We start from the raw sequence: 22,562 nt of genomic DNA on the forward strand, positions 1-22,562 counted from the left end.
AAATTGTACTATGGCTTTACCACATCTTCTCAAACATGTATACACCCATGGAACCGATGAAGTGATCCGTCGCGGGAAGAAAATTCATTCTCTCGGCTTTGTTGAGTTGGTTGAGTATGATGATCTTTTTAGCTCTGCTGTGTTCCGTGTAAAAGATGATAGCTACTCCACCTATTATAAAGTGAATGTTCAGCGATTCAAAGATCCAAAAGACCTTTCTCTTCGCTGTAGCTGTCCTTACAATATCGGTGATATCTGCCGGCACGAAACAGCGGCACTCTTCCAACTACAGGAAATGATTGACAGAGGCCAGTTGCAGGCTGATGGTGTAAAATATGATCAGCGGCACACGGTGGCAAAAATGAAGACGATCGATCCCAAAACCTTACGGCTGCTTTCGTCGCCGGAAATTTACCAGGAGGCGGAAACCTACCTGGAGACGCACAAAGCAAAGATTGAAAGTGCCGAGAATGAAGTAGTGAAAGCGTCTATCAACTTATATGGCAATACTTACCCTGTTATCATCCGGAAAAATGAAGAAAGAAATTTTGACACCAGTTGCGATTTCGATGACGAGGAACATTTATTGTGTCTGCCCAAAATAATCGTCTTTCTGCAGTTGTTTAAAAAACACGGACCTAATTATTTTGACAGCATCCGCAATTGGGATAAGGACAAGAATAAATTGCTGGAGGCCTATGGCTATTCGTTGAACGACGATCTGAAAGGAAAATTTGAGTTTGCGTATAAAGATGGCAAGCCTTTTTTACGTGTGCTGGATACAAATATAAAGAGAGTGGCTCCGTTAGCTGCTCCCACAAGGCCGGTGATCATTCCTCAAAGAGAAAAGAAAGAAGTAGAAACTGCCGAAATTATACAGGAAGAAGCCGCTACGCCCACACAAAAATTGGGCATCGTTTTCAACTTTAATAAAAAAGCATTTCCCTATTTTACGATTGACGCAGTCATAGGCGAGCCCAACGAAACCAACGATGCCTTTGCCGGTCATGTTGAAAAGCCGGATATCACCCGCTATCTGGATACAGATAAAATGTCTGAAGAAGACCGGCAGCTTCTGACGCTTGTCAGAAAATTGCAGGATACGGAGATCAATAAATACATCAGCCGCAACTCACCTTTCTCCGGTATCTGGGAGAATATTATTCACCAGGAATCAGACGATCTCCCTGAAGAAACCAAAGAACTGATGGCGGAATATCTTTTTCCGCGGTTGAAAAAACTATGCGTTGAGCAAGCTGGTAATTCGTTGTTCTTTTTACTGGCAGCCGGCAAGCCTTTTAAAACGGCCAATCTTCAACCCCTGCAGTTGATCCAGGAAGAAGCAAAACCTTATTTCCAGGTTAAGAAAAATTCACATTATACCATTTTTTGCCGCGTTAAATTAAAAGGTCTTGAACATGATCTCGGCGAAAATGAAAGCAATAGTCCCCTGTTGTTTTTATACAATCACCAGTTAAGCATCTGGAAGAATAACGAGGTTGTTCATTTGATCGATAAATTTTTGCCGTCGGGAAAAAAATCGATTCAGCAGGATGAGTGGGGCAAGAGCCTGCAGGAATTTATATTACCGTTGACAAAAGAATACCGGGTCGACTTTGATAAATCATTGGTACAGGAAGTAAAAGATGGTGAACCAGAAGTAAAACTATTTCTAATTGAGAAAGGGGATTACCTCGTTTTTCAACCTTCTTTTTCCTATAAAGGCTATGAGACAAAAGCAAAAGACAGGGATGAAATTGTCGTGCCTCAGGCTGACAAAGTAACAATTGTTCATCGCAACAGGGAAGCAGAAGCTGCTTTCATCGCCAAATTGCAAAACCTGCATTCCAATTTTATTGTAAACGAAGAGAACGGTTCGTTGGCATTGAAAGGTACGGACGTATTAAAAAATAACTGGTTCTTCCTGTTTGTGGATGCAATGAAGGAAATGAAAACGCCGGTGTTCGGTTTTGAAGCGTTGAAAAATTTTCGTTTCAATACATCCAAGCCACAAACAAAAATTTTCATTAGCAGTAATACCGATTGGTTTGATGCCAAGGTGGATATCGTGTTTGGCGATCAGCGTGTCACTGTTGCCGAAGTCAAAAGAGCTTTGGCGAATAAACAACAATTTGTTCAACTCAACGACGGTACTTTGGGAATTCTGCCTGATGAGTGGCTCAAAAAGTATTCATTGCTCTTCCGGGTGGGTGAAGGAAATTCAAATAATCTCAAGCTCTCCCGTTACCACCTGAGTGTGGTGGATGAATTGTATGAAGAAAGAGATGAGGAAGAGTTGATCGTAAAGCTGGAAGAAAAGTATGATAATTTAAGACAGTTCAATGCAATCAAAGAGATTGATCCGCCTTCTACGCTGAAAGCGGTCCTGCGTCCTTACCAGGTAGCCGGCTATCAATGGCTCAACTATCTTACCGAAATAAAATGGGGTGGCATTTTAGCGGACGATATGGGTTTGGGTAAAACCGTGCAGGCCCTATCGTTCCTGGATCATTATCGTAATGAGCATGGTAGTCTCAAAGCGTTGGTGGTTTGTCCTACTACACTTATCTATAACTGGGAAAATGAAATAAAAAAATTCACCCCTGAACTTACCTATCGGATTCATCATGGCCCGGCAAGAACAAGATCGAAGGAAGAGATCGTGGATCATGATGTTACTATTACTACTTATGGCACGTTACGCAGCGATATCAAGTTATTGTTAAGCGTAAACTTTGACTATGTGGTGCTTGATGAAAGCCAGGCAATTAAAAACCCCGCCAGTAAAGTAACAAAGGCAGCCTGCCTGCTCAATGCAAAACATCGTCTTTGTATGAGTGGTACGCCACTCCAGAATAATACATTTGATGTGTTTGCCCAAATGCATTTCCTGAATCCAGGCATGCTGGGCACCATGGAATTTTTCCGCCAGGAGTTTGCTATACCGATTGATAAATTTGGTGAACAAGACAGGAAGGAACACCTCAAAAAAATATTGTATCCCTTTATTCTTCGGAGAACCAAAGAGCAGGTGGCGAAAGATCTGCCGGAAAAACAGGAGATGATCCTCTGGTGTGAAATGGAAGACGAGCAACGTAAAATTTATGATGCTTATCGCAATGAGTTTCGTGATAAGATCCTTGGCACCATCCAGGAGCAGGGAATACAGCGTTCACAGCTTACAATTTTACAGGGTTTGATGAAGCTTCGCCAGATCTGTGATTCACCGGCGATATTAAATGAAGAAGAGAAATTTGAAAACCATTCCATCAAACTGGATGAGCTGGCAAGAGAGATCACAGAAAATATAAGCAATCACAAGGCCCTGGTATTTTCACAGTTTCTTGGCATGCTGGCATTGATAAAAGCCAAGCTGGATGAATTGGGAGTGAAATATGAATACTTTGATGGCAGCACTTCCGCCCCAGACAGGGAGAAAGCGATACAAAGTTTCCAGAATGATGATACAGTAAGAGCCTTTTTAATATCACTGAAAGCCGGAGGTGTCGGTCTGAATTTAACGGCAGCAGATTATGTCTATATCGTTGATCCCTGGTGGAACCCCGCGGTAGAGCAACAGGCGATTGACCGTACACATCGTATTGGACAAACCAAAAATATTTTTGCTTACCGCATGATCTGCCGCGACACCATTGAAGATAAAATACTCCAACTGCAGGACAAGAAAAGAGCATTGGCGAAAGACCTTATTGCGGATGATACATCATTTGTGAAGAGCTTGTCAAGAGAAGATGTGGAATACCTGTTTAGCTAAATCAAATTGTTGGTTAAATTATCAATAAAAAAATCCCTTCGTCTTTTGACGAGGGGATTTCAGTATAATGATGGGTTAGTAGAGAATTGTTACTTCCTTCTCACCGTGCCGGCTGCAGGCGAGGAGCCGGATATAAAAACGGCCAATACAGACTTTACCAGTCGCAATAAATTAAATGAAGGTTTGTAGTAATTGCGGTAGATTTTCGCTTCTTCGTGAGAGTGAGCAATGTGTTTATTTTTCATATTGGATTGTTTAATGATCTAATTAACGAAAAAAGTAATCCTAAAGTATATAATAATTCCTGATTTTCATAATATTTGTGCCTCTTATTAACCCGTTTAATCCATTACTCGTGAAAAAAATTCTAAAACCACTACTGTTTACACTCATTGCTATTGCTTTTACTTTCCACTCCCACTCCCAGTTACGACTTCCTCTCAACAATGCATTGGCTTCGGATATCCGCAAGGTGATCCGGGAATATCCGCACCAGTTCACCAGCCTTCAAGGTCCGGTGGTAGAAGAAAATCCGCAGACTACCAGTTATGACTGCACGTTTAAAATAGCCGGAGCAGAAAGCTCTTCTATCACCAAATATTCATCCAATAACCGTAACGTTTACAGTTGGCAGGCCCTGATGCTGACAACAGATGATTTTGAGACAGCCAGTAAAAAATTCAAGGCGTTGTATCACCAGTTCAATCAACTGGGGGTAAAAATGGACTATGGCGAAACATTTTACCTCGGCGGAAAATATGAGCCACCGGTAGAAGAAAAAAAGTTTAACAGTGTTATTCTCCGCTTTGAAAATCCCGACCGGAACACCCATAGAATGAAACTCGAAATCTCCATGCAATATGAATTGCTGGAATGGAAAGTGAGGGTTCTTATCTATGAACATGAAAGGGATGACGACGAACAAGGAGATATAGAAGACTAAAGCTCCCTCTAAATCTCTCCGCCAATTGACGGAAGACTTACCAAGCACAGCCCTGGCTGCTATAGTGCAAGGATGCCTTGTTCACGATTTGCGCAAAGCGGGGGCTGTGCTTGGATGGCCTCCTCTATGGGAGGAGGTCGGGAGGAGGCCATTAACCTTCTTTAACATTAATCCAAACCAAATTAACCCGCATTCTTTATCGTTAAGAATATTTTCGTAGCCGTTATTAAATCTTCGGCTAATGAAACAATTTTACTTTCTGCTACTGTTAGTTTTCGTCAGCGCTGCAATCGCTAATGCACAAAAGAACGGCTCTGTAAAAGGTGTGGCTTATGATACTATCGCCGCAAAACCGCTGAGCGATGCGACCATCACGGTGCTGGTAAAAAAAGATTCTTCGTTACTCACTTTCGGCATGACAGACCATGCGGGCCGTTTTTACCTCGACAATATTCCTGCAGGAGAATACCGCCTGCTGATCACTCATGTGGGTTATCACAACAGCAATAAAATGTTTAGTGTTACTGAAGAAAATAAAAATATAGACCTGGGCAACGTGGTGATGAATGATAAGACAAAAATGCTGGAAGAAGTGATTGTCACCAATGAAGCGCCACCGGTGACCTTGATAGGCGATACGGTCCAATACAATGCCGGATCTTTTAAAACACAACCCAATGCCAGCGTAGAACAATTGTTAAAAAAATTTCCCGGTGTGCAGGTACAAAAAGATGGAACCGTGAAAGCACAGGGTCAAACGGTGAGTAAAATATTGGTGGATGGAAAAGAATTTTTTGGCAATGATCCCAAAATGGCGACCAAGAATTTGCCTGCTGATGCCGTAGATAAGGTACAGGTTTATGATAAGATGAGCGACCAGGCTCAACTCACAGGCTTTGATGATGGCAACAGCGAAAAAACCATCAACCTGAAACTGAAGAAAGATAAAAAGAAAGGGGCTTTTGGAAAGATCATGGGCGGCGGTGGCACCGATGAGCGATTTGAAGGCAGGTTCAACGTCAACTCATTCAAAGGAGCCCGTCAAATGTCGGCGATCGGTATGGCCAACAATACCAATACTGAAGGGTTTTCATTCATGGATATGATGAATTTCACTGGTGAACTTAACCGCATGATGCGGGGTGGCAACGGAAACGTTAACATTAATATCACCGCAGATGATCCAAATGCAGCCCTCCTGGGAGGCAGTATTAATGGGATTCGTACTATTTGGGGTGGCGGATTGAACTACAATAATATCATTGGTAATAAGATCGATTTTACCAGCAATTATTTTTACAACCATTACAATCCCAAAAAAGAATCACAGGTACAACGGCAATACATTTTGCCCGATTCATCTTATTTCTATAATCAAAATTCACTCAGTAATAACATTAATAATACCCATCGCCTGAACCTGGGCATCGATTATGTGATCGATTCTTTTAATTCACTGAAAATATCTCCCTCATTGGGCTATCAACAAACAAAGAATAATTCTCTCACTGACTATCGTCAATTGGGGGCGGATGGGAAGCTAAGTAATAATGGCTACAGCCATTCGATAACGAATAGTACGGGTTATAATTTCAGGAACGATCTCCTGTTTCGGAAAAAATTCCGGAAAAGAGGCCGGACATTTTCGTTAAGTCTTCAATCAACATTAAATAGCAACGAAGGCGATGGAACCCTGGAAACCGTCAATGAATTTTTTGCCCGGGGTAATGGAGCCAGTCGTATCGATTCTATTAATCAGTTTATAACAAACCAAAGCGATTTAACCGGTTATACGGCAAGAGCAGTATATACCGAGCCAATCTTTAAACGTTCGCTGTTGGAATTCAGTGCCGGTAAAAGCCAGAATAAGAGCACGGCTGAAAAGATCACTTATGACTACAATAAAGGAAATGGAAAATATGACCAGGTAAATGACTCACTAACCAATGATTTTGAAAATACTTATGGCTTTACCAATGCCGGACTTCGGCTTCGTACACAAAAAAAGAAATATAATTATGCAATAGGTGTTAGCTGGCAACGTGCCGAATTGCAAGGAAAGATCATCAGTGGTATTAAAGACTCGGTTATTTCAAAAAGCTTTACCAACCTGTTACCAACTGCGAGATTTCAATACAATTTTACCCGCTTTAAAAACCTGGTGGTTAATTATCGTTCCTACACCAATCAACCCACGGTTTCTCAATTACAACCCGTACCTGATATCAGTAATGCATTAAATATCCAGGAAGGTAACCCCGATCTGAAACAGGAATTTATTCATAATGTACAGATCAATTATATGGGTGTGAATCCTTTTAAAAATAAAAACCTCTTCGCCTTTTTCAATCTCAGCCGCACCGATAATAAAATTGTGAATGCAGATACCCTGTACAGTACGGGCATTAAAAAAACAAAACCGGTGAATGTAGATGGTGTATATAATTTATCCGGCGATATCAACCTGGGCCTGCCTGCCCGTTTTTTAAAAGGAACATTTCGGATAGGTAGCAATATTGGCTATAACCGGGGACGCCAATTTATCAATAGCATTGGCAATACTATCACTACGTTCAGTGCCGGGCCTCGTTTGGGTATTGATATGAGCCCCACCGATAAGATCGATCTTTCTTTCTCAGCCGGGATGAATTACAATAAAACAAACTATTCGCTGCAGCCCGTTTTCAATACCAGTTATTTCTCGCAGGTATATGAAACCGAGTTTAACTGGCAACTGCCGGCTGGTTTTTATTTTAGTACCGACTTCAGTTATACGGTCAACAACCAGCTAAACGATGGCTTTAACGCAAGAGTGCCGCTTTGGAATGTTTCGATGAGTAAACAGGTGTTGAAATTCAACCGTGGTGAATTGAAGCTACGGGTCAATGATATGCTGAATCGGAATGTAGGAGTAAGCAGAACCAGCAACCAGAACTATATTGAAGATTCGAGAGTGAATACCCTGCGTCGCTATGCATTGCTAACCTTTACTTATAACCTCACTAAGACAGGATTAAGTAATGGCAACAACCGGGATGTAAGAATCATTGCCCGTTAAAATGACAAACTGCCTGAGAAAAAGCGACAGCTTATATAGGGGTTTTTGAAAACTTTAGCTAGTTTAGGACCGTTTTCAACCACCCTGCTCATGAGAAAGATTTGTCCGGCACTCCTTGCTTTCCTGCTATTCTATTCTTCGTGCATTTTTGCTCAAACGGATCCCGTACAAGCCAAAGCGATTGTGGTGAAACGGATGATTGAATTAAATCATATCTCACCACGTCCCGTTGATGATAGTTTCTCCGTGGCTCTGTTTCGTTCTGTTTTAAAAATGGCCGATAGGCGCAGATTCCTGTTTACAGAGCCTGAGTATAAAAGCCTGGCTGCGTTTGCCACCAGGCTGGATGATGAGTTGCAGGGAAACGGCTGGGCGTTCCTGAAACTGTTTGAAGCAATTTATAAAAGATCCTTGCTCAGGGCAGACTCCATTATCAATAAGCTGTTGCAAAAACCATTTGATTTTTCCGCTAATGAGACCATCACGAGTTCAAGAGACGAAACTTTCAACTTCGCCGCTGATATCACGGCGCTTTCCGCACGGTGGTCAAAATACCTGAAATATAAAGCGCTGAACCAGCTGTATGAAATGGCGCAAGCGGATAGTAATGGAAATGCAAATTTGAAAAATGTTATTGCTCAATCGGAGAGTAAAATAAGAGAGCGGCTGAAGCTGGCTGAAATCAAGGGCTTAAAAAAGATGTTGGATCATCCTGCCGGTTTTTCGGATTATGTTTCTCAACTCTACCTCAATGCGATCGCTATGGGTTTCGACCCGCATACCAATTATTTTTCCAGGGAAGAGAAGGAGAAATTTAAAGAAGAGCTCAGCACTGAAGCTCTTTCGTTTGGACTTAGTTTTGATGAAACGGAAAGAGGTGAGATCGTGATCCAAAAACTGGCGCCGGGCGGCCCTGCCTGGAAATCCGGAGATCTGAATGAAGGTGATGAACTGTTGAGTCTGCAATGGGAAGGCAAGCAAGCTATAACAGTAGCCGGATTAAGTTTGGAAGATGTATATGATATCCTGGATCAGGCTGATGATAAACGGCTGGTATTAGAGTTTCGAAAAAAAGATGGTACCAAACGAATCGTATTGCTGCGGAAAGAAAAAATGGAGAATGAAGAAAACATAGTGAAGGGATTTGTATTAAAAGGAACAAAGAAGATCGGGTATATTTTGTTGCCTGCTTTTTATACGCAGTGGGAAAACGAAAGCGGTTCCAGTTGTGCCAATGATGTGGCCAAGGAGATAGTGAAATTGAAAAAAGAAAATATTGACGGCTTGATACTGGATGTCCGTTACAATGGAGGCGGATCTCTTGGTGAAGCGCTGCAGCTGATCGGCATCTTTGTAGATGAAGGACCAATAATGGGCGAAAAACAACGGCAAGATAAAGTGATGTACCTGAAGGATCCTAACCGCGGTACTATCTACAATGGTCCAATGGCCTTGATGGTAAATGGCCAAAGTGCATCTGCATCTGAAATACTCGCCGCATCCCTGCAGGATTATAACCGGGCACTGATCGTAGGTAGCAGCACCTTTGGTAAAGCCACGATGCAGCAAATGATGGTATTGGACACCATCACCAGCAAACCAAATCAAACAGCCAGTACAAAAGATATTGTCAAAGTCACGGTGGGTAAATTGTATCGCCTTTCCGGCGAAACGGCGCAGTTAAATGGTGTCACTCCTGATATCGTATTACCGGATGCGTTTGACGGACTGGATTACAGGGAAAAATTTTTACCCTATGCGTTAATGGCCGATAAGGTGACGAAGAATGCTTATTATAAACCATTGACATCTTTGCCTGCCGCTGAGGTGGCGAAAAAAAGCCAGGAAAGGGTAAATGCTTCTCCTGAATTCCAGGATATAAAAAAGATCACCGGGGCAATACGCAGCCGTCGCAACAAAACCGAAACCATTCCATTGAAAGCGGACGCTTTTGAGCAATGGGTAAAACTCCGGGAACAAGAGTTGAATGCCATTAAAGGCCATACCGCTGCGAAAACTAATTTGTTTACTGTAGATAATCACAGCCTTGATAAGACTTTGCTGTCAACTACTGCTTACGCCAGGGAGATAAATAACGGCTGGTTAACATCGATTGCTGATGATATTTATATACAGGAAACATTCGCTGTATTAGCCGACCTCATTCTTTTGCAACAAACTAAAAACTAACAAACCTTAACCGTCAAAAACAACGAACATGAAATTAAGAACCAGTGTTGCCGTGTTTATTCTTTTATGCATGACTGCTACAAAAACGATGGCGCAAACCTTTGAAACACCTGTTCAATATATGGAGCATATAGGAAAAGCCAGGCAGGCACTGACAGAAAAATATATGCTTTATCTCAGTGGCATGTCGCATGGTAAAAGCGCCAGGAAAGTAGAAAAGAGAAGACAGGAAGTGCTGCAGGCAATCAGTGATACCCGTTTTGCCATCATGGGCATGCCACCTTATAAGGGTGACAGAAGTTTAAAGGATACAACGGTCGCCTACCTGAAAATGTTAAACAGTGTCTTCAACGAAGATTATGGCAAGATCGTCAACATGGAAGAAATAGCCGAGCAAAGCTATGACCTGATGGAAGCTTATATGCTGGCGCAGGAGAAAGCCAGCGAAAAATTGCAGGAGGCTTCGGGCCGCCAGGTGGAAGTGCAAAAACAATTTGCTGCCAGGCATAATGTTACCCTGGTGGATGGAGAAACAGAAACAGAAGCAAAAATGAAAATTGCCAGCCAGGTGATGAAACATTATAATGAAGTTTATTTGATTTTCTTTAAACCCTACAAACAGGAAGCCTACCTGATGGATGCGATGAATCAGAAAAACATCAATAGCATTGAGCAGAATTTTAATTCACTCGAAAGTTTCGCCGAACAGGGACTGGAGAAATTAAAGGATATGAAAGGCCATAACAGCGATCCTTCATTGATCGTTGCCTGCAGAAATATGCTCAATTTTTATAAGGATGAAGCAAAGAAAAGCACTTCGCTCACTGATTTTTATCTGAAAGAAGAAGGTTTTGCAAAACTCAAGAAACAGTTTGATTCAAAACCCGGCGCTAAAAGAACGCAGCAGGATATTGACCAGTTTAACAAAGCGGTGAATGATATCAATTCGGCTGCCCATAATTTTAATGCGCTGAACAACCAGCTGAATAAAGAACGGGAAACTTTCCTGAATGGCTGGAATAATGCGGTAAAAAAATACCTCGATAATCATGTGCCGATGCAACGGAGGTAGAGTTAAAAAAAGATGTCAATATTTTGAAATGAAAAGTTTTCATTCATGATGCATTCGTTGCACAAGTGGCCAATTTCCGGCCAATCTGCGGCCAATTCGGCCAATCAATTATCTCTTGAGCCAACTTTGAGCCCATTGTGAGCCAACTAAGCCAATTCTATCCGGACATTTAACGGACAATCAACGGTCATTTCGGTTATTTGGTGGCCAATTCGGCCAATTTGTTATCCGCGGCATTTCCGCCATCAACGAGTTTCAGTTCATGCGGGGTCCTCCCAATACTCAATAAAGTAAGCGGTCCCGCCGGGGTTTGGCCCAAGCCAACCCCGGCGAGTGAGGCTCTTCGTAGATTTAGAATTAGAAATGGCTATACGGCGGAAACAGGATGACAGTACCCTCTTCTACTTCTGCACATTTACTTGCTACAACTGGTTACCATTAGTCGATAAGGTAAAAGGATATGACCTGGTGTATAAATGCCCGTCCGACCGGTCGTCCGGGCGGAGTTTGACTATTTAATTAAAGGATCAAGGCTATGGTACTGTAGCTTATGTAATCATGCCGAATCATGTGCATACGATACTTTATTTCCCCGAAGCAGGGTTTAATCTCAATAAGATAATTGGAAACGCTAAGCGGTTCAGGGCTTATGAAATACTAAGCCGGTTACAGCGGTTAAATGAAACAACCCTATTGAGTCATCTTGCCGGTGCCGTGACCGAAAGAGAAAAGAAAAAGGGCCAATTGCATAAGGTGTTTACAGACTCCTTTGATGCCAAAGGCATTTACAATCAAAATTTTTTAACCAGAAGCTTCAATATATACATCGAAACCCTGTGAGTGGTAATTGGAACCTGGTAAAAGATTACACCGAATATGAACATAGCAGTGCTTCATTCTATGAAACCGGATTGGCGAGAGGTTATGAGCCTTTTGATTACCGATTGTTGTAGAGGCTTATACACCGGGGTTGGCTTGGCCAAACCCCGGTGAGACAGAGTCTGATTGTGGTAAAGGGAGACCCCGGAAGGACAAAAATTAGAAGGTCGAAGAATTTTACTGCAACTCCCACTGCATTGACAACTTCCTGTTGTACTTTGTACAGGTGAATAGTCGTATTCCTGTTTGAGGAAAGTCAACTTGAAATTATAACCCAAATATTATGAGAATCTTCGTTTTGGCATTCTTATTCCATTACACGGTAACTGCTATTGCTCAACCCAAACCCGGTTATAAATCCATTTTCATCGAAGATAAAACCTGGGTTGACGCGAAAAATCTTTTAAATGACTCTACCCTGGTGGTAATTCCACTAGGTGCAGCCGCCAAAGAACATGGACCACACTTGTTGCTGAAAAACGACTGGCTAATCACCGATTACCTTACTCAACGAATAGCAAAGGAAGAAAGAGCTATTATATATCCCACTATCAACTATAATTTTTATCCCGGTTTTATAGAATATCCCGGCTCAACTTCTCTTTCAATCGAAACAAGTGTGGATATGCTGGTAAACCTTTGCTGGATCATTTCAAGACAAGGTCCAAAGAGATTCTACATCCTGAACTCTGGCGTTTCAACTACCATGCCACTCAAAATTGCAGCGGAGCAATTGGCAAACATGGGCATTTTGATGATGTACTCCGACCCGCTTTCGTTAATAAAAGATGCAGAATTAAAAGTGAGGCAACAACCCGAAGGCACACACGCCGATGAAATTGAAACATCCATGATGCTATACATGGCTCCCACAACTGTTGATATGACTAAAGCCGCCCGGGAAATTCCAACCATCGAAAAATCCGGGCCATGGTCACCAACCCCGGAAGGAAGAGGTACTTATCACCCTTTGGGAATTTATGGCGATGCAACACTTGCAACCAGGGAAAAAGGAGAAGTGGTTGTTGAATGGTATATTAAAGGTATCCGGGATGATATGAAAAAACTGAGAATTGCATCAGTACCCAAGGTAAATACTTTTGACCCCGCTGCTTTTGTAGGCACTTATGTTGACTCAAGTGAAAAAGAATTGAGTATTGTTTGGCGAGACGATTATCTCTGGATCAAACAACCCGGTCAGCCCGACAGAAGATTGTTTTTTCGTAGCCCCAATAAATTTTTTGTTGGCCTGTTTGGTGAGATGATATTTTTCAGCAATTCATCAGGAAAAATTAATCATGTCTATGCCAATTTACAAAGTGTGGATTATCTTCTCACCCGGAAAAAATAATCGAGGGATAAGTATTTGTAAAGACGATTGTAGATTTTCTTTCTCCGCGAATCTCTCTGTTGCAGTTGAGTGTTGCTGAGGACTTTCAGTTCATGCGGGGTCTCCCCAATTCTCAATAAAAGTAAGCGGTCCCGCCGGGGTTTGGCCCAAGCCAACCCCCGGCGAGTGAGACTCTTCATATATTTAGAATTAGAAATGGCTATACGGCGGAAACAGGATGACAGTACCCTCTTCTACTTCTGCACATTTACTTGCTACAACTGGTTACCATTAGTCGATAAGGTAAAAGGATATGACCTGGTGTATAAATGGTTTGACTATTTAAAGGATCAGGGCTATGGTACTGTAGCTTATGTAATCATGCCGAATCATGTGCATATGATACTCTATTTCCCCGAAGCAGGGTTTAATCTCAATAAGATAATTGGAAACGCTAAGCGGTTCATGCCTGCCGGCAGGCAGGCAGGGCTTATGAAATAGTAGACCGGTTACAGCAGTTAAATGAAACAACCATATTGAATCATCTTGCCGGTGCTGTGACCGAAAGAGAAAAGAAAAAGAGCCAATTGCATAAGGTGTTTACAGATTCCTTTGATGCCAAAGGCATTTACAATCAAAATTTTTTAACCAGAAGCTTCAATATATACATCGAAATCCTGTGAGTGGTAATTGGAACCTGGTAAAAGATTACACCGAATATGAACATAGCAGTGCTTCATTCTATGAACCCGGATTGGCGGGAGGTTATGAGCCTTTTGATTACCGATTGTTGTAGAGGCTTATACACCGGGGTTGGCTTGGGCCAAACCCCGGTGAGACAGAGTCTGATTGTGGTAAAGGGAGACCCCGGTTGGACGAAATATTTTATAGCCGTTCATGAGCCTTTTGAGTCAATTATGGTGCAATTATGATGCAATTGATGCAATTATGGTGCAATTCCTAATTCATAGTACGAGCCGGCACCCTTTGTTTCTGACGACTTCAAAATTCTTTTTTTTACCAGCGATTGCAAATCTCTTGTAGCGGTAATCCTTGCTACACCCAAAATATCCTGATACTCTTTATTAGTTATTTTTCCTTTCTCTTTCACAAACAAAACTGCTTTTATCTGTCTGCCGTTAAGCCCCAACTTTTTCAACTGTTCCTCTGTTAAGATGTTTTTGAAAAGCGTAATACTGAATCCTCCATCCAATTCCTGCATTTCGGGTTCTGGTAATTCGGCCTGTTTACAGGTGTCCAGAATTTTGATAGTACCACGACCCCATGCGTCAATGTAACCTCCTTTGAAAGCAACGTCTGCAATTATTGGGTTCCTCGGTCTTGAAGAATGAGAACGTTTCAATGCAGCTAATGTCAGACCTTCTGGTAAAGTGCCTTCATTCCAGATACTTATTTTGTCGTCATACACACGGATTTGAATGGGTGCTCCCATGTAGTTGCGATGCACCAGTGCATTCAATAACATTTCACGAAGAGCAGGTAAAGGATATTCGCCTTTTTCAATTCGGTGTATCCCTTCAAATTCTATTGAACGGATAAGAAACTTATGATTGAGCTGATTTAAAACTGCCTGCAGCAGTACAATTAAATTCCCTTCTTCTGTTTCCTGAAATTTTATATCTGTATCATCTTGTCCGAACCGTCCAATCTTTACAAAAATGTTCGGATAGAATTTGCCGGGGTCTTTGCCGAATAAAATAATGGCTGCTCTTTTCAATTGACCGTTTTCAGTAAGCCGCAACTTTTCAAATAATTCAGGAATGCTAAGTCCATGATTGTTTTCAGGAAGGCGACCAGCATTTTCAGAAGCAGCAAGAAATGTCTTCACTGCTTTTTCATCAATATCATCAAACGTTGCTCTTTGCTCAACAACATCATCCCATGTTTTACCGGATTTCTTTAAAAGAAATTCATTGAGTGTCGCTCCTGTCAATTCCTGCTTGGTGCTTCCACTTCTATAATAATACCTGCCTCTTACCGAGATGGGGACAGAGTAGGGCTGTGTAATGACTTCAATTAAATGCTTTCCATGCTCTTCATGCAGATTCACTTCCACGGTAATACCCATTGCATTCCTGATCTTATTGGGTATATCATCCATCAATTTCTTGTAATCGGGAACATCAACCACATTGCCATTATCATCTTTACCGATATAAATAACGCCACCATTGGCATTTGCAAATCCACAAATCCATTTCAGGTAATCATCATGCCAGCTTTGTTTGTATTCTATGTTTTGTTGTTCGGGCATTGTTTTTTTTGTATGTCTTGTTCCTCAAAAGGCGGAATGCCGGGTTTAGCGTAGGCTAATCTGCCATTCTGTTCTTCTTAAAATTTTCCGCTTGCTCAAAAATCTCATCATATACTTCGTCTCTTTCAACCGGAATAAGACTCTAAATTATCTGTATTACCTCTGTTAACGAAATTGCTAAATCCCATTACATCAAGAAAGGCGACGAACTTATCTTGAAGATTATCTTTTAAGTTTAATGTTGAAGCGGTCGACATTCTTTAAGGGTTTATAATGCTTATGCAAATACTTTTGTTGTGTGTTCGTACTTATGTCCTACGTAGAGGCGATGGTAAAAAATTGTCAATTTCTGCATCACTAAATGTCAACTCTTCGTTTATTTTAAGTGCTTTTTGTGCATCTCCATAGGCTTTACTAAATGTTCTTGGGGAACCTTTATATGTTTTGGTTAGCTCACCTTGCAACTCGTCACGTTTTAATATTATTTCACTTGGTGTAACAAGTCTTGCTTTCAAATCTGTCAAAAGCGATAAGTATCGTTCTCGTATTTCAAGCAATTCAAGTGCCGCTGTCACATGCTTTTGGATTGTTTCGCCTAAATTATATTCTTTCAAAAAGCTGGTTAGGCCAAATTGGATTGCAGATAAAATCGTACTGACGATTAATGCCCATTGCTGTCCATTAAATACACGAACTAGTAAACCTGTTGTAATTAATGCAGCCAAAATAATTTGAGCATTTTTGATTTGATTGTTTCTCCTTGTTAAAATATCTGCACACTTCTCCTGTGTTTTGTGAGAGTAAACAATTTTACCATAATTCTCTCGCAATTGAGAGTCTAATAATTCATAATCGCTATAAGGGGAATTTTTTTCCATAAATTTCTCTCCATTTAGATTTTGCTGTAGTTTCATATTTCTCTTTCTCAATAGCTTCACGAGAAATATTATAACACCGTAAAGCTTTATACTGAAAGTTGCCTTTAGTATAGACGTATTGCTTGCTACCAACAGCTAACCAGTATTGTTGAGTTTCGCTTTGATTTTTCAGATATTCAAAAAAGTCTCTACTAATCCAATCAAAGTAAGTGTACGATTTACCTTTGTATTGGTAGTCTTTCATGAAGTTATATGCAAGTGTGTCAATTAATAAGCCTCCAATTGGTACATTCCATGTCAATGGCCAATCTGCTTTGTTACAGGCGGTTAAAACAACTATTGAAAAAACTTACAAATCTTATATGAAAGTCAGTATTCCAAAAGTCTTTGTTCAATTGTTTTGTAATTCTTTTGTATCGGTAGGTGATTTTGTCAACGATATCGGTCGACATTCTCAAATTATTATTGAAGGTTTCAAACCAGTTAGAAATGCTCATAGTCTTAGGGTCTTTTTAGCATGACACACAACATGTGCTCGTATGTAAAATACGTTACTAACATTAATACACAATTTTTTCAATTATCTCTTTTCAAGCTACTTAGCCACAAAAACGCTATTCATAAAAGTAGCGCAAATACAATTCACTTTAATAGTAAATTATCCAGCGGATATACAATTTTTGTATCATCGTCACATCAGTTCCCTTTTTCGACAGATGCATGATAAAACTGTGTGGCGAAAAAGTATGATCCTCGCAAGTCCTGGATGCATGCAAAAAAGGGTGTCAGTTTCCCGACACCCTCTCTTTAAAGCTTATTATCATCAATCCATTCGTACTCTAAAATTTCCGCCCTGGTTGTTTTTTTGCATTTCGTCCATCATCTTATTTCTTTCTTTGATAAACTCATCCGGAGTTACTTTCTTTCCTTTGGTTGGTTCTTTGATGGCAGCAATATCTGCTTTGGGAGAAATTTCCACTGCAGTATGTATGGTCCTTCCGTTGTTGGTTTCGAGGCTTAAAATAAGACCCGGTAATTGCCCCTGCACTTCGGGACCAACAGAAACCGGGATATCCGTAGTAAACCAGGCCACAATGGCGGATGTATCATCAACTTCCTTTCGCACCATTTTTCCATTGTCGATTGACATCATCATTCTTTTGCCGATTCGTTGCGAAGTGGCTTTGCGGCAGAGATGATCCAGGATGGTTTTTGTTTCGTCGGTTAGTTTCCAATTACCCCGCCGAATACTATCGGTGATCAAAAATTTTTTATCGAAGAATTCGCGGAGCTCCACTTTTTTTGATTTTTCAAGATCACAGAATGTGACATCATCGGCGCCGCCGCCAAAACCACGAATCATCATTCCTCCACCTCCCGGATTTTCTTCGGGCATTTCATCTTCCATTTGCCGGATGATCATCTGGCTATTGGCAAAATCCATTTCAAACTTATCGGTCCTGGTCCTGGGCATTTCCCGTTCAGGACCAGCATCATCTGCAATCCGAATTTGTAGTTGGACGGTTCGCTGGTATATTACTTTACCTTCTTTTTGCTGTGCCTGCAAGCTGGCCACGGAAAACATTGCCAGTACACAAAAAACTATCTTGTTCATTTGTAGTTGATTTTAAACCGAAGCTACTATACAGGGAAAACACAGTCGGTTAACCAGCCTTGCATTAAGGTTAATAAAGGTTAATGCGGTTTAAAATGCGGCCAGCATTCAATTACATTTGTACAGCAATTAAATGGTATGAACAGACTTCGCTGGCTGGCAATCTTGATGGGTGCGGTTATCCTGGTGATAACCGGCTTCCAGGTGTACTGGCTGAGGGATAATTATAAGCGGGAACAAAAGTCTGTTGAAATAAGAGTGCAATCACTTTTCCGCGAAACGGTCCGGGATATGCAGGATTCTGTTTTGCAAAATAAATTAAGAGACGTACTGAAAGATAGTTCGGTAAAAACCCGATTCCGTAAACGATCACTGGATGGTGATGAGGTCGCTTTACGCAATCCGCCCCGCACCGCACGGGTTTTGAATATTCTCAATAAGCAGCTGTTACGGGATTCATCGAAAGGGAAAAAGGATGTTTTTATTTCACTAAATAAAGACGCAGCATTTCGGAAGAAGGACAGCTCTGGAAAACCTGGAGTCATATTTGATTCATTGCAACCCCGGACAATTGATAAAATGATCGTCGTAACGGATCATCCATCACTGCCTCAAAACCAGGCAAAAAAAGATGAGGTGCGTGAAATTAGCGTAGCAGGTACATTAGCAAAGGACAGCATTGGTAAAAGTAGATCCGGACCCAGCACTATTTATTTTAATACAGGTGACGGGGATAATTTCAGGATCAGGATTGACTCGCTGTTTACTGACTCGATACCCGTAGAAAAAATCAGTTCAGTTTTCAGCAAAAAACTGCAGGAGCAAAACCTGGCTGTTCCATTCACCATTTCGTATCGACCCGAAACGTTTCCCTTAGAAGAAGATTTTTTTAGAAGGGCTCCACCTGTGGATAGTTTCGCAGGCTACAAAATTCAGCTGGGGAATGCTTTTTCTTTTTTGCTCAAAAAAATATCGTTACCTATTCTTTTCTCTGTGTTCCTGGTAGGTCTGACCGTTGCTTCTTTTATTCTTTTATACCGGAGTCTTTTGCGTCAACACAGGTTGGCTCAATTAAAAAATGATTTGATTAGTAACATTACCCATGAATTAAAAACGCCTATTGCAACCGTTGCTGTGGCCATTGAAGCGTTAAAAAATTTTAATGCTATGCAGGATCCCAGCAAAACAAAGGAATACCTCGACATTTCACAGAATGAACTGCAGCGATTGGGATTGCTGGTTGATAAGGTTCTAAAACTTTCCATGTTCGAAAACAAAGAGATGGAGTTAAAGTATGAATTGTTTGACCTGGAAGAAGTGGTGAACGAAGTGGTGGCATCATTGCGGTTGCAACTTGAAAAATACAATGCCAGGATCGTTGTGAATACCGAAGGCAACCTGCTTATCAAAGGCGATCGCACACATTTGCTAAGTGTTGTATTTAACCTGCTGGACAATGCTTTAAAATATAGTAAGGGCAATACTGCCATACAGGTCGATATTAAAGAACAGGAAAATGTGATTGAGTTAAAAATAACAGACAATGGTATCGGTATCCCGGCCGAATACCGGGAGAAAATATTCGAAAAATTTTTCAGGGTGCCGACAGGTGATACACACAATGCAAAAGGACATGGTTTGGGGTTAAGCTATGTGGCAAAGGTGATTCAGCGTCACCATGGTTCAATTGATGTGAATAGTCACGAAGGCCTGGGAAGCACGTTCACCATCCGACTACCGAAAACAGCTAACGCATAAAAAATATAAATGGCGACAACAAAAATTTTCTACGTTGAGGATGAGCTATTCCTTGGGAAAATAGTTAAGGAAAGCCTTGAAAGCCGCGGCTTTGAAGTGGTGATGGAAAGCGATGGCGCCAAAGCGACAGCAGCATTTAAAAAAGTTCTTCCGGATGTTTGTGTGCTGGATATAATGTTGCCCAATAAAGATGGTTTTGCCATTGCCGATGAAATAAGGGAATTGAATGAAGAAGTGCCGATCATCTTTTTAACGGCGAAAACTCAAACCGAAGATGTAGTAAAAGGGTTTACACTGGGCGCCAATGATTATATCCGCAAACCTTTTAGCATGGAAGAGTTGATTGTCCGCATACAACATGCGTTGCGGCATAAAGCGGCACCGAATCAAAAAATCATGGGAGACTCAGTGATGATAGGCAGGTATAACTTTCAGTTGAACCGCCAGCTACTCAGTAATGGGAAAGAGGATCGCAAGCTGTCATACCGGGAGAATGAATTATTGAAGTTATTATACGAAAACCGGGACAAGATCATTGACCGCAAGGACATCCTGAATTTGCTTTGGGGAAATGATTCGTTTTTCAACTCCCGCAATTTAGATGTTTACATCACCAAACTCAGAAGCTATTTAAAAGAAGACCCTTCATTGGAAATTATCACGATCAAGGGAATAGGCTACCGGTTTGTGGCCCCCTCCCGATCCCGATAAAAACGTCGGGACCACCATCGCTCTTACCTCGCTTTGCGAAGAAGTATTTAAATAATCATAAAGAATTTTAAGGAAGCAGGCTTTGTGGGTTAGCAAGCCTCCCCTTTGGGGGGAGGTTTGGAGGGGGCCTCTGCTTCCCTCGCTTCTATCTCATATTTATTATTCGTGTAGCCATTACGAATACTTTCCCAGGTATATAGAAAAATAAAACGAATGAATCCATACCGTTGAAACTGCTCAATATGTTTTAGCTCGTGAAGCAGCCAATTTTTGTTCTCCAAAAATTCCTCCCGGCAAGTGTTATGCAGGTGAATAGTCTTGCCGATCACAATAGCGACCTTTTTGCTGCCCAGTTTTAACGCAGCCAGCCTGGCGATAAATGATTTTTCTTTAATATGGTAAGGTGTCAACAAAATTTTAGTGAAAGGCTTTGCACATATGAAGATGCACTAAGGTCAACAATGGTTGCCGATTGATTTTTTTGTACTGGACTATTCTACTTTTGTAATCCAAAAAATCGGGCAGGCATGGCATTAGCAAAAGCAGTTTCGGCAACACGGATTTTTAACGGTGAGATATGGCTTCGTGACCATGCGATATTAAGCGAAGGGGATAGGATAACCGCGGTAGAGCCCATTTCATCATTGCCCGATTCTATAAAAATTGAACACTTTGGTGGCTCGCTTGTTCCGGCTTTTATTGATTTGCAGATTTATGGTGCTTATGAAAAATTGCTGGCTGTATACCCGGAAGCTGACTCCCTTTTTAAACTGAATGAATATTGCCGCAAAGGTGGAGCGGTTTATTGCCTGCCAACTGTTGCTACGAATGCCTACAAGGTCTTTCACCAGTCTATTGATGCAATCCGGGATTATTGGAACCAGGGTGGAGAGGGAGTGTTGGGTATTCACCTGGAAGGCCCCTGGATCAACCCGGTAAAAAGAGGGGCACACATTGAATCACTGATTCATTCACCCACTGTACAACAGGTGAAGGATCTGCTGGAATATGGAAAAGGGGTGATCAAAATGATTACACTGGCTCCCGAAGTCTGCAGCCAGCAAGTAATCGATTTGATCCTTTCGTACAACGTTGTTATTTCAGCGGGACATAGCAATGCCAGCTATGAGCAGGCTATTCATAGTTTTGAAAACGGAATTACCACTGTCACACATTTATACAATGCTATGAGCCCTTTGCAACACCGGTCGCCGGGGTTGGTAGGGGCAGCTATGGATCACGGGAAGGTAATGTCCAGCATTATACCAGATGGTCACCATGTTGATTATGCAGCTATCCGCATTGCTAAAGAAGTGATGAAGGAAAGATTATTTTTTATAACGGATGCGGTAACGACGACCGACAAAGGTGGGTACCAGCATTACCTGGCTGGTGATAAATATGAAGCGGGTGGAATATTAAGTGGTTCAGCTTTAACGATGGTAAAAGCTATACAAAATTTAGTGAATCATGCAGGCATAGAGCTGAACGAAGCTCTCAAAATGTGTAGCCTCTACCCGGCAAAAGTGATGGGCCTGGATAAAGAATTAGGAAAGATTGAAAAAGGCTACCGGGCTAAAATGGTTTTATTAAATCAGGAGAATGATGTTGTTCAATTAATAGATTGAAACGATTTTGGTAAATAATGACCAGGAATGACTGATGAATACTTTCATAAAAGAGGTTTATTGTGAATATTAGTTTACCCCACCTTAATTAAGCCGACTAAATTGAGTGCGGACGGTATCGAAACTGCAATAAAGATTGATACGTGAAGAAGTCTTGTTGACCAGGTTGATCCGGTTATAGAAGTAAAGCGGTATGTAGCCGAAAGTTAAGAATTTTGCGCTGTTGATCATCCATGAGTAATACGCTAATAGACGGTTAGTGGTATTCTGTATTGAAATTAATGTTGTAATTTCAATATGTCCTTCTACCCACCACCATGGCTCGCCAGCAATAGTAGCATTATATAACAACATTCCGGTTGTATAAATGACACGATGATTTGGATGGCAACGCAAATTTTCCGCCACCGGTTTTGTTGTTGATCAATAGCCGTTGAAAAAAATATCGCT

The 22,562-nt window shown here is 41.3% G+C and carries 18 protein-coding genes; 11 read left to right on the plus strand and 7 right to left on the minus strand.

The features are described 5' to 3' along the window. Positions 1–10 precede the first annotated feature (10 nt). A complete protein-coding gene (locus P2W73_RS21545; protein WP_276504176.1) occupies positions 11–3,775 on the plus strand; it encodes a DEAD/DEAH box helicase in 3,765 nt (1,254 codons plus the stop codon). An 89-nt stretch (positions 3,776–3,864) separates the two neighbouring features. On the opposite strand, the gene P2W73_RS21550 is transcribed toward P2W73_RS21545, so the two are convergent. After that, positions 3,865–4,020 (minus strand): hypothetical protein, encoded by a 156-nt coding sequence (locus tag P2W73_RS21550; RefSeq protein WP_276504177.1) that lies wholly within the window; start codon positions 4,018–4,020, stop codon positions 3,865–3,867. A 110-nt stretch (positions 4,021–4,130) separates the two neighbouring features. Between P2W73_RS21550 and P2W73_RS21555 the strand changes: the two genes are divergently transcribed. From P2W73_RS21555 to P2W73_RS21585, 7 genes are all read left to right on the plus strand, one after another. Then, positions 4,131–4,718, plus strand: a complete 588-nt coding sequence (locus tag P2W73_RS21555; RefSeq protein ID WP_276504178.1) for a hypothetical protein — start codon at positions 4,131–4,133, stop codon at positions 4,716–4,718. Positions 4,719–4,959: 241 nt separating this feature from the next. Then, positions 4,960–7,776, plus strand: a complete 2,817-nt coding sequence (locus P2W73_RS21560) for an outer membrane beta-barrel protein (protein WP_276504179.1) — start codon at positions 4,960–4,962, stop codon at positions 7,774–7,776. 90 nt (positions 7,777–7,866) lie between these two features. Next, positions 7,867–9,966, plus strand: coding sequence for a carboxy terminal-processing peptidase (locus P2W73_RS21565; protein WP_276504180.1), 2,100 nt, complete (start codon positions 7,867–7,869; stop codon positions 9,964–9,966). A gap of 28 nt (positions 9,967–9,994) precedes the next feature. Further along, positions 9,995–11,038 carry an LIC11966 family surface protein gene (locus tag P2W73_RS21570; protein WP_276504181.1) on the plus strand — a complete coding sequence of 348 codons (1,044 nt, stop codon included), beginning with the start codon at positions 9,995–9,997 and terminating at the stop codon, positions 11,036–11,038. 570 nt (positions 11,039–11,608) lie between these two features. Continuing rightward, the gene (locus P2W73_RS21575; protein WP_276504182.1) at positions 11,609–11,878 is read left to right on the plus strand and encodes a hypothetical protein; all 270 of its coding nucleotides are present in this window, start codon (positions 11,609–11,611) and stop codon (positions 11,876–11,878) included. Between the two features lie 322 nt (positions 11,879–12,200). Next, positions 12,201–13,268 (plus strand): creatininase family protein, encoded by a 1,068-nt coding sequence (locus tag P2W73_RS21580; RefSeq protein ID WP_276504183.1) that lies wholly within the window; start codon positions 12,201–12,203, stop codon positions 13,266–13,268. A gap of 165 nt (positions 13,269–13,433) precedes the next feature. Beyond that, positions 13,434–13,748 carry a hypothetical protein gene (locus tag P2W73_RS21585; RefSeq protein WP_276504184.1) on the plus strand — a complete coding sequence of 105 codons (315 nt, stop codon included), beginning with the start codon at positions 13,434–13,436 and terminating at the stop codon, positions 13,746–13,748. Positions 13,749–14,193: 445 nt separating this feature from the next. Here P2W73_RS21585 and P2W73_RS21590 read toward each other — a convergent pair whose 3' ends face one another. The 4 genes from P2W73_RS21590 to P2W73_RS21600 form a co-directional block, all read right to left on the minus strand. Then, entirely contained in the window at positions 14,194–15,522 is a 1,329-nt protein-coding gene (locus tag P2W73_RS21590) for an ATP-binding protein (protein ID WP_276504185.1), read from the minus strand. A gap of 308 nt (positions 15,523–15,830) precedes the next feature. Then, positions 15,831–16,436 carry an SLATT domain-containing protein gene (locus P2W73_RS21595; protein ID WP_276504186.1) on the minus strand — a complete coding sequence of 202 codons (606 nt, stop codon included), beginning with the start codon at positions 16,434–16,436 and terminating at the stop codon, positions 15,831–15,833. Between the two features lie 281 nt (positions 16,437–16,717). After that, the gene (locus P2W73_RS26555; RefSeq protein ID WP_369127535.1) at positions 16,718–16,897 is read right to left on the minus strand and encodes an SMODS domain-containing nucleotidyltransferase; all 180 of its coding nucleotides are present in this window, start codon (positions 16,895–16,897) and stop codon (positions 16,718–16,720) included. Between the two features lie 326 nt (positions 16,898–17,223). Continuing rightward, the gene (locus tag P2W73_RS21600; RefSeq protein ID WP_276504187.1) at positions 17,224–18,015 is read right to left on the minus strand and encodes a GLPGLI family protein; all 792 of its coding nucleotides are present in this window, start codon (positions 18,013–18,015) and stop codon (positions 17,224–17,226) included. A gap of 138 nt (positions 18,016–18,153) precedes the next feature. On the opposite strand from P2W73_RS21600, the gene P2W73_RS21605 reads away from it, so the two are divergent. Together P2W73_RS21605 and P2W73_RS21610 are read left to right on the plus strand one after the other, a co-directional pair. Next, the gene (locus P2W73_RS21605) at positions 18,154–19,773 is read left to right on the plus strand and encodes a sensor histidine kinase (RefSeq protein WP_276504188.1); all 1,620 of its coding nucleotides are present in this window, start codon (positions 18,154–18,156) and stop codon (positions 19,771–19,773) included. Positions 19,774–19,782: 9 nt separating this feature from the next. Next, entirely contained in the window at positions 19,783–20,484 is a 702-nt protein-coding gene (locus P2W73_RS21610) for a response regulator transcription factor (RefSeq protein ID WP_276504189.1), read from the plus strand. 89 nt (positions 20,485–20,573) lie between these two features. Here P2W73_RS21610 and P2W73_RS21615 read toward each other — a convergent pair whose 3' ends face one another. Then, positions 20,574–20,897, minus strand: a complete 324-nt coding sequence (locus P2W73_RS21615; RefSeq protein WP_276504190.1) for a DUF4157 domain-containing protein — start codon at positions 20,895–20,897, stop codon at positions 20,574–20,576. Between the two features lie 114 nt (positions 20,898–21,011). Between P2W73_RS21615 and nagA the strand changes: the two genes are divergently transcribed. After that, entirely contained in the window at positions 21,012–22,112 is a 1,101-nt protein-coding gene (gene nagA, locus P2W73_RS21620; RefSeq protein WP_276504191.1) for an N-acetylglucosamine-6-phosphate deacetylase, read from the plus strand. A gap of 84 nt (positions 22,113–22,196) precedes the next feature. Here nagA and P2W73_RS21625 read toward each other — a convergent pair whose 3' ends face one another. Next, positions 22,197–22,520 (minus strand): hypothetical protein, encoded by a 324-nt coding sequence (locus P2W73_RS21625; protein ID WP_276504192.1) that lies wholly within the window; start codon positions 22,518–22,520, stop codon positions 22,197–22,199. Between the last annotated feature and the right edge of the window lie 42 nt (positions 22,521–22,562).

Source organism: Terrimonas pollutisoli (assembly GCF_029360765.1).
GTDB lineage: Bacteria > Bacteroidota > Bacteroidia > Chitinophagales > Chitinophagaceae > Terrimonas_B > Terrimonas_B pollutisoli.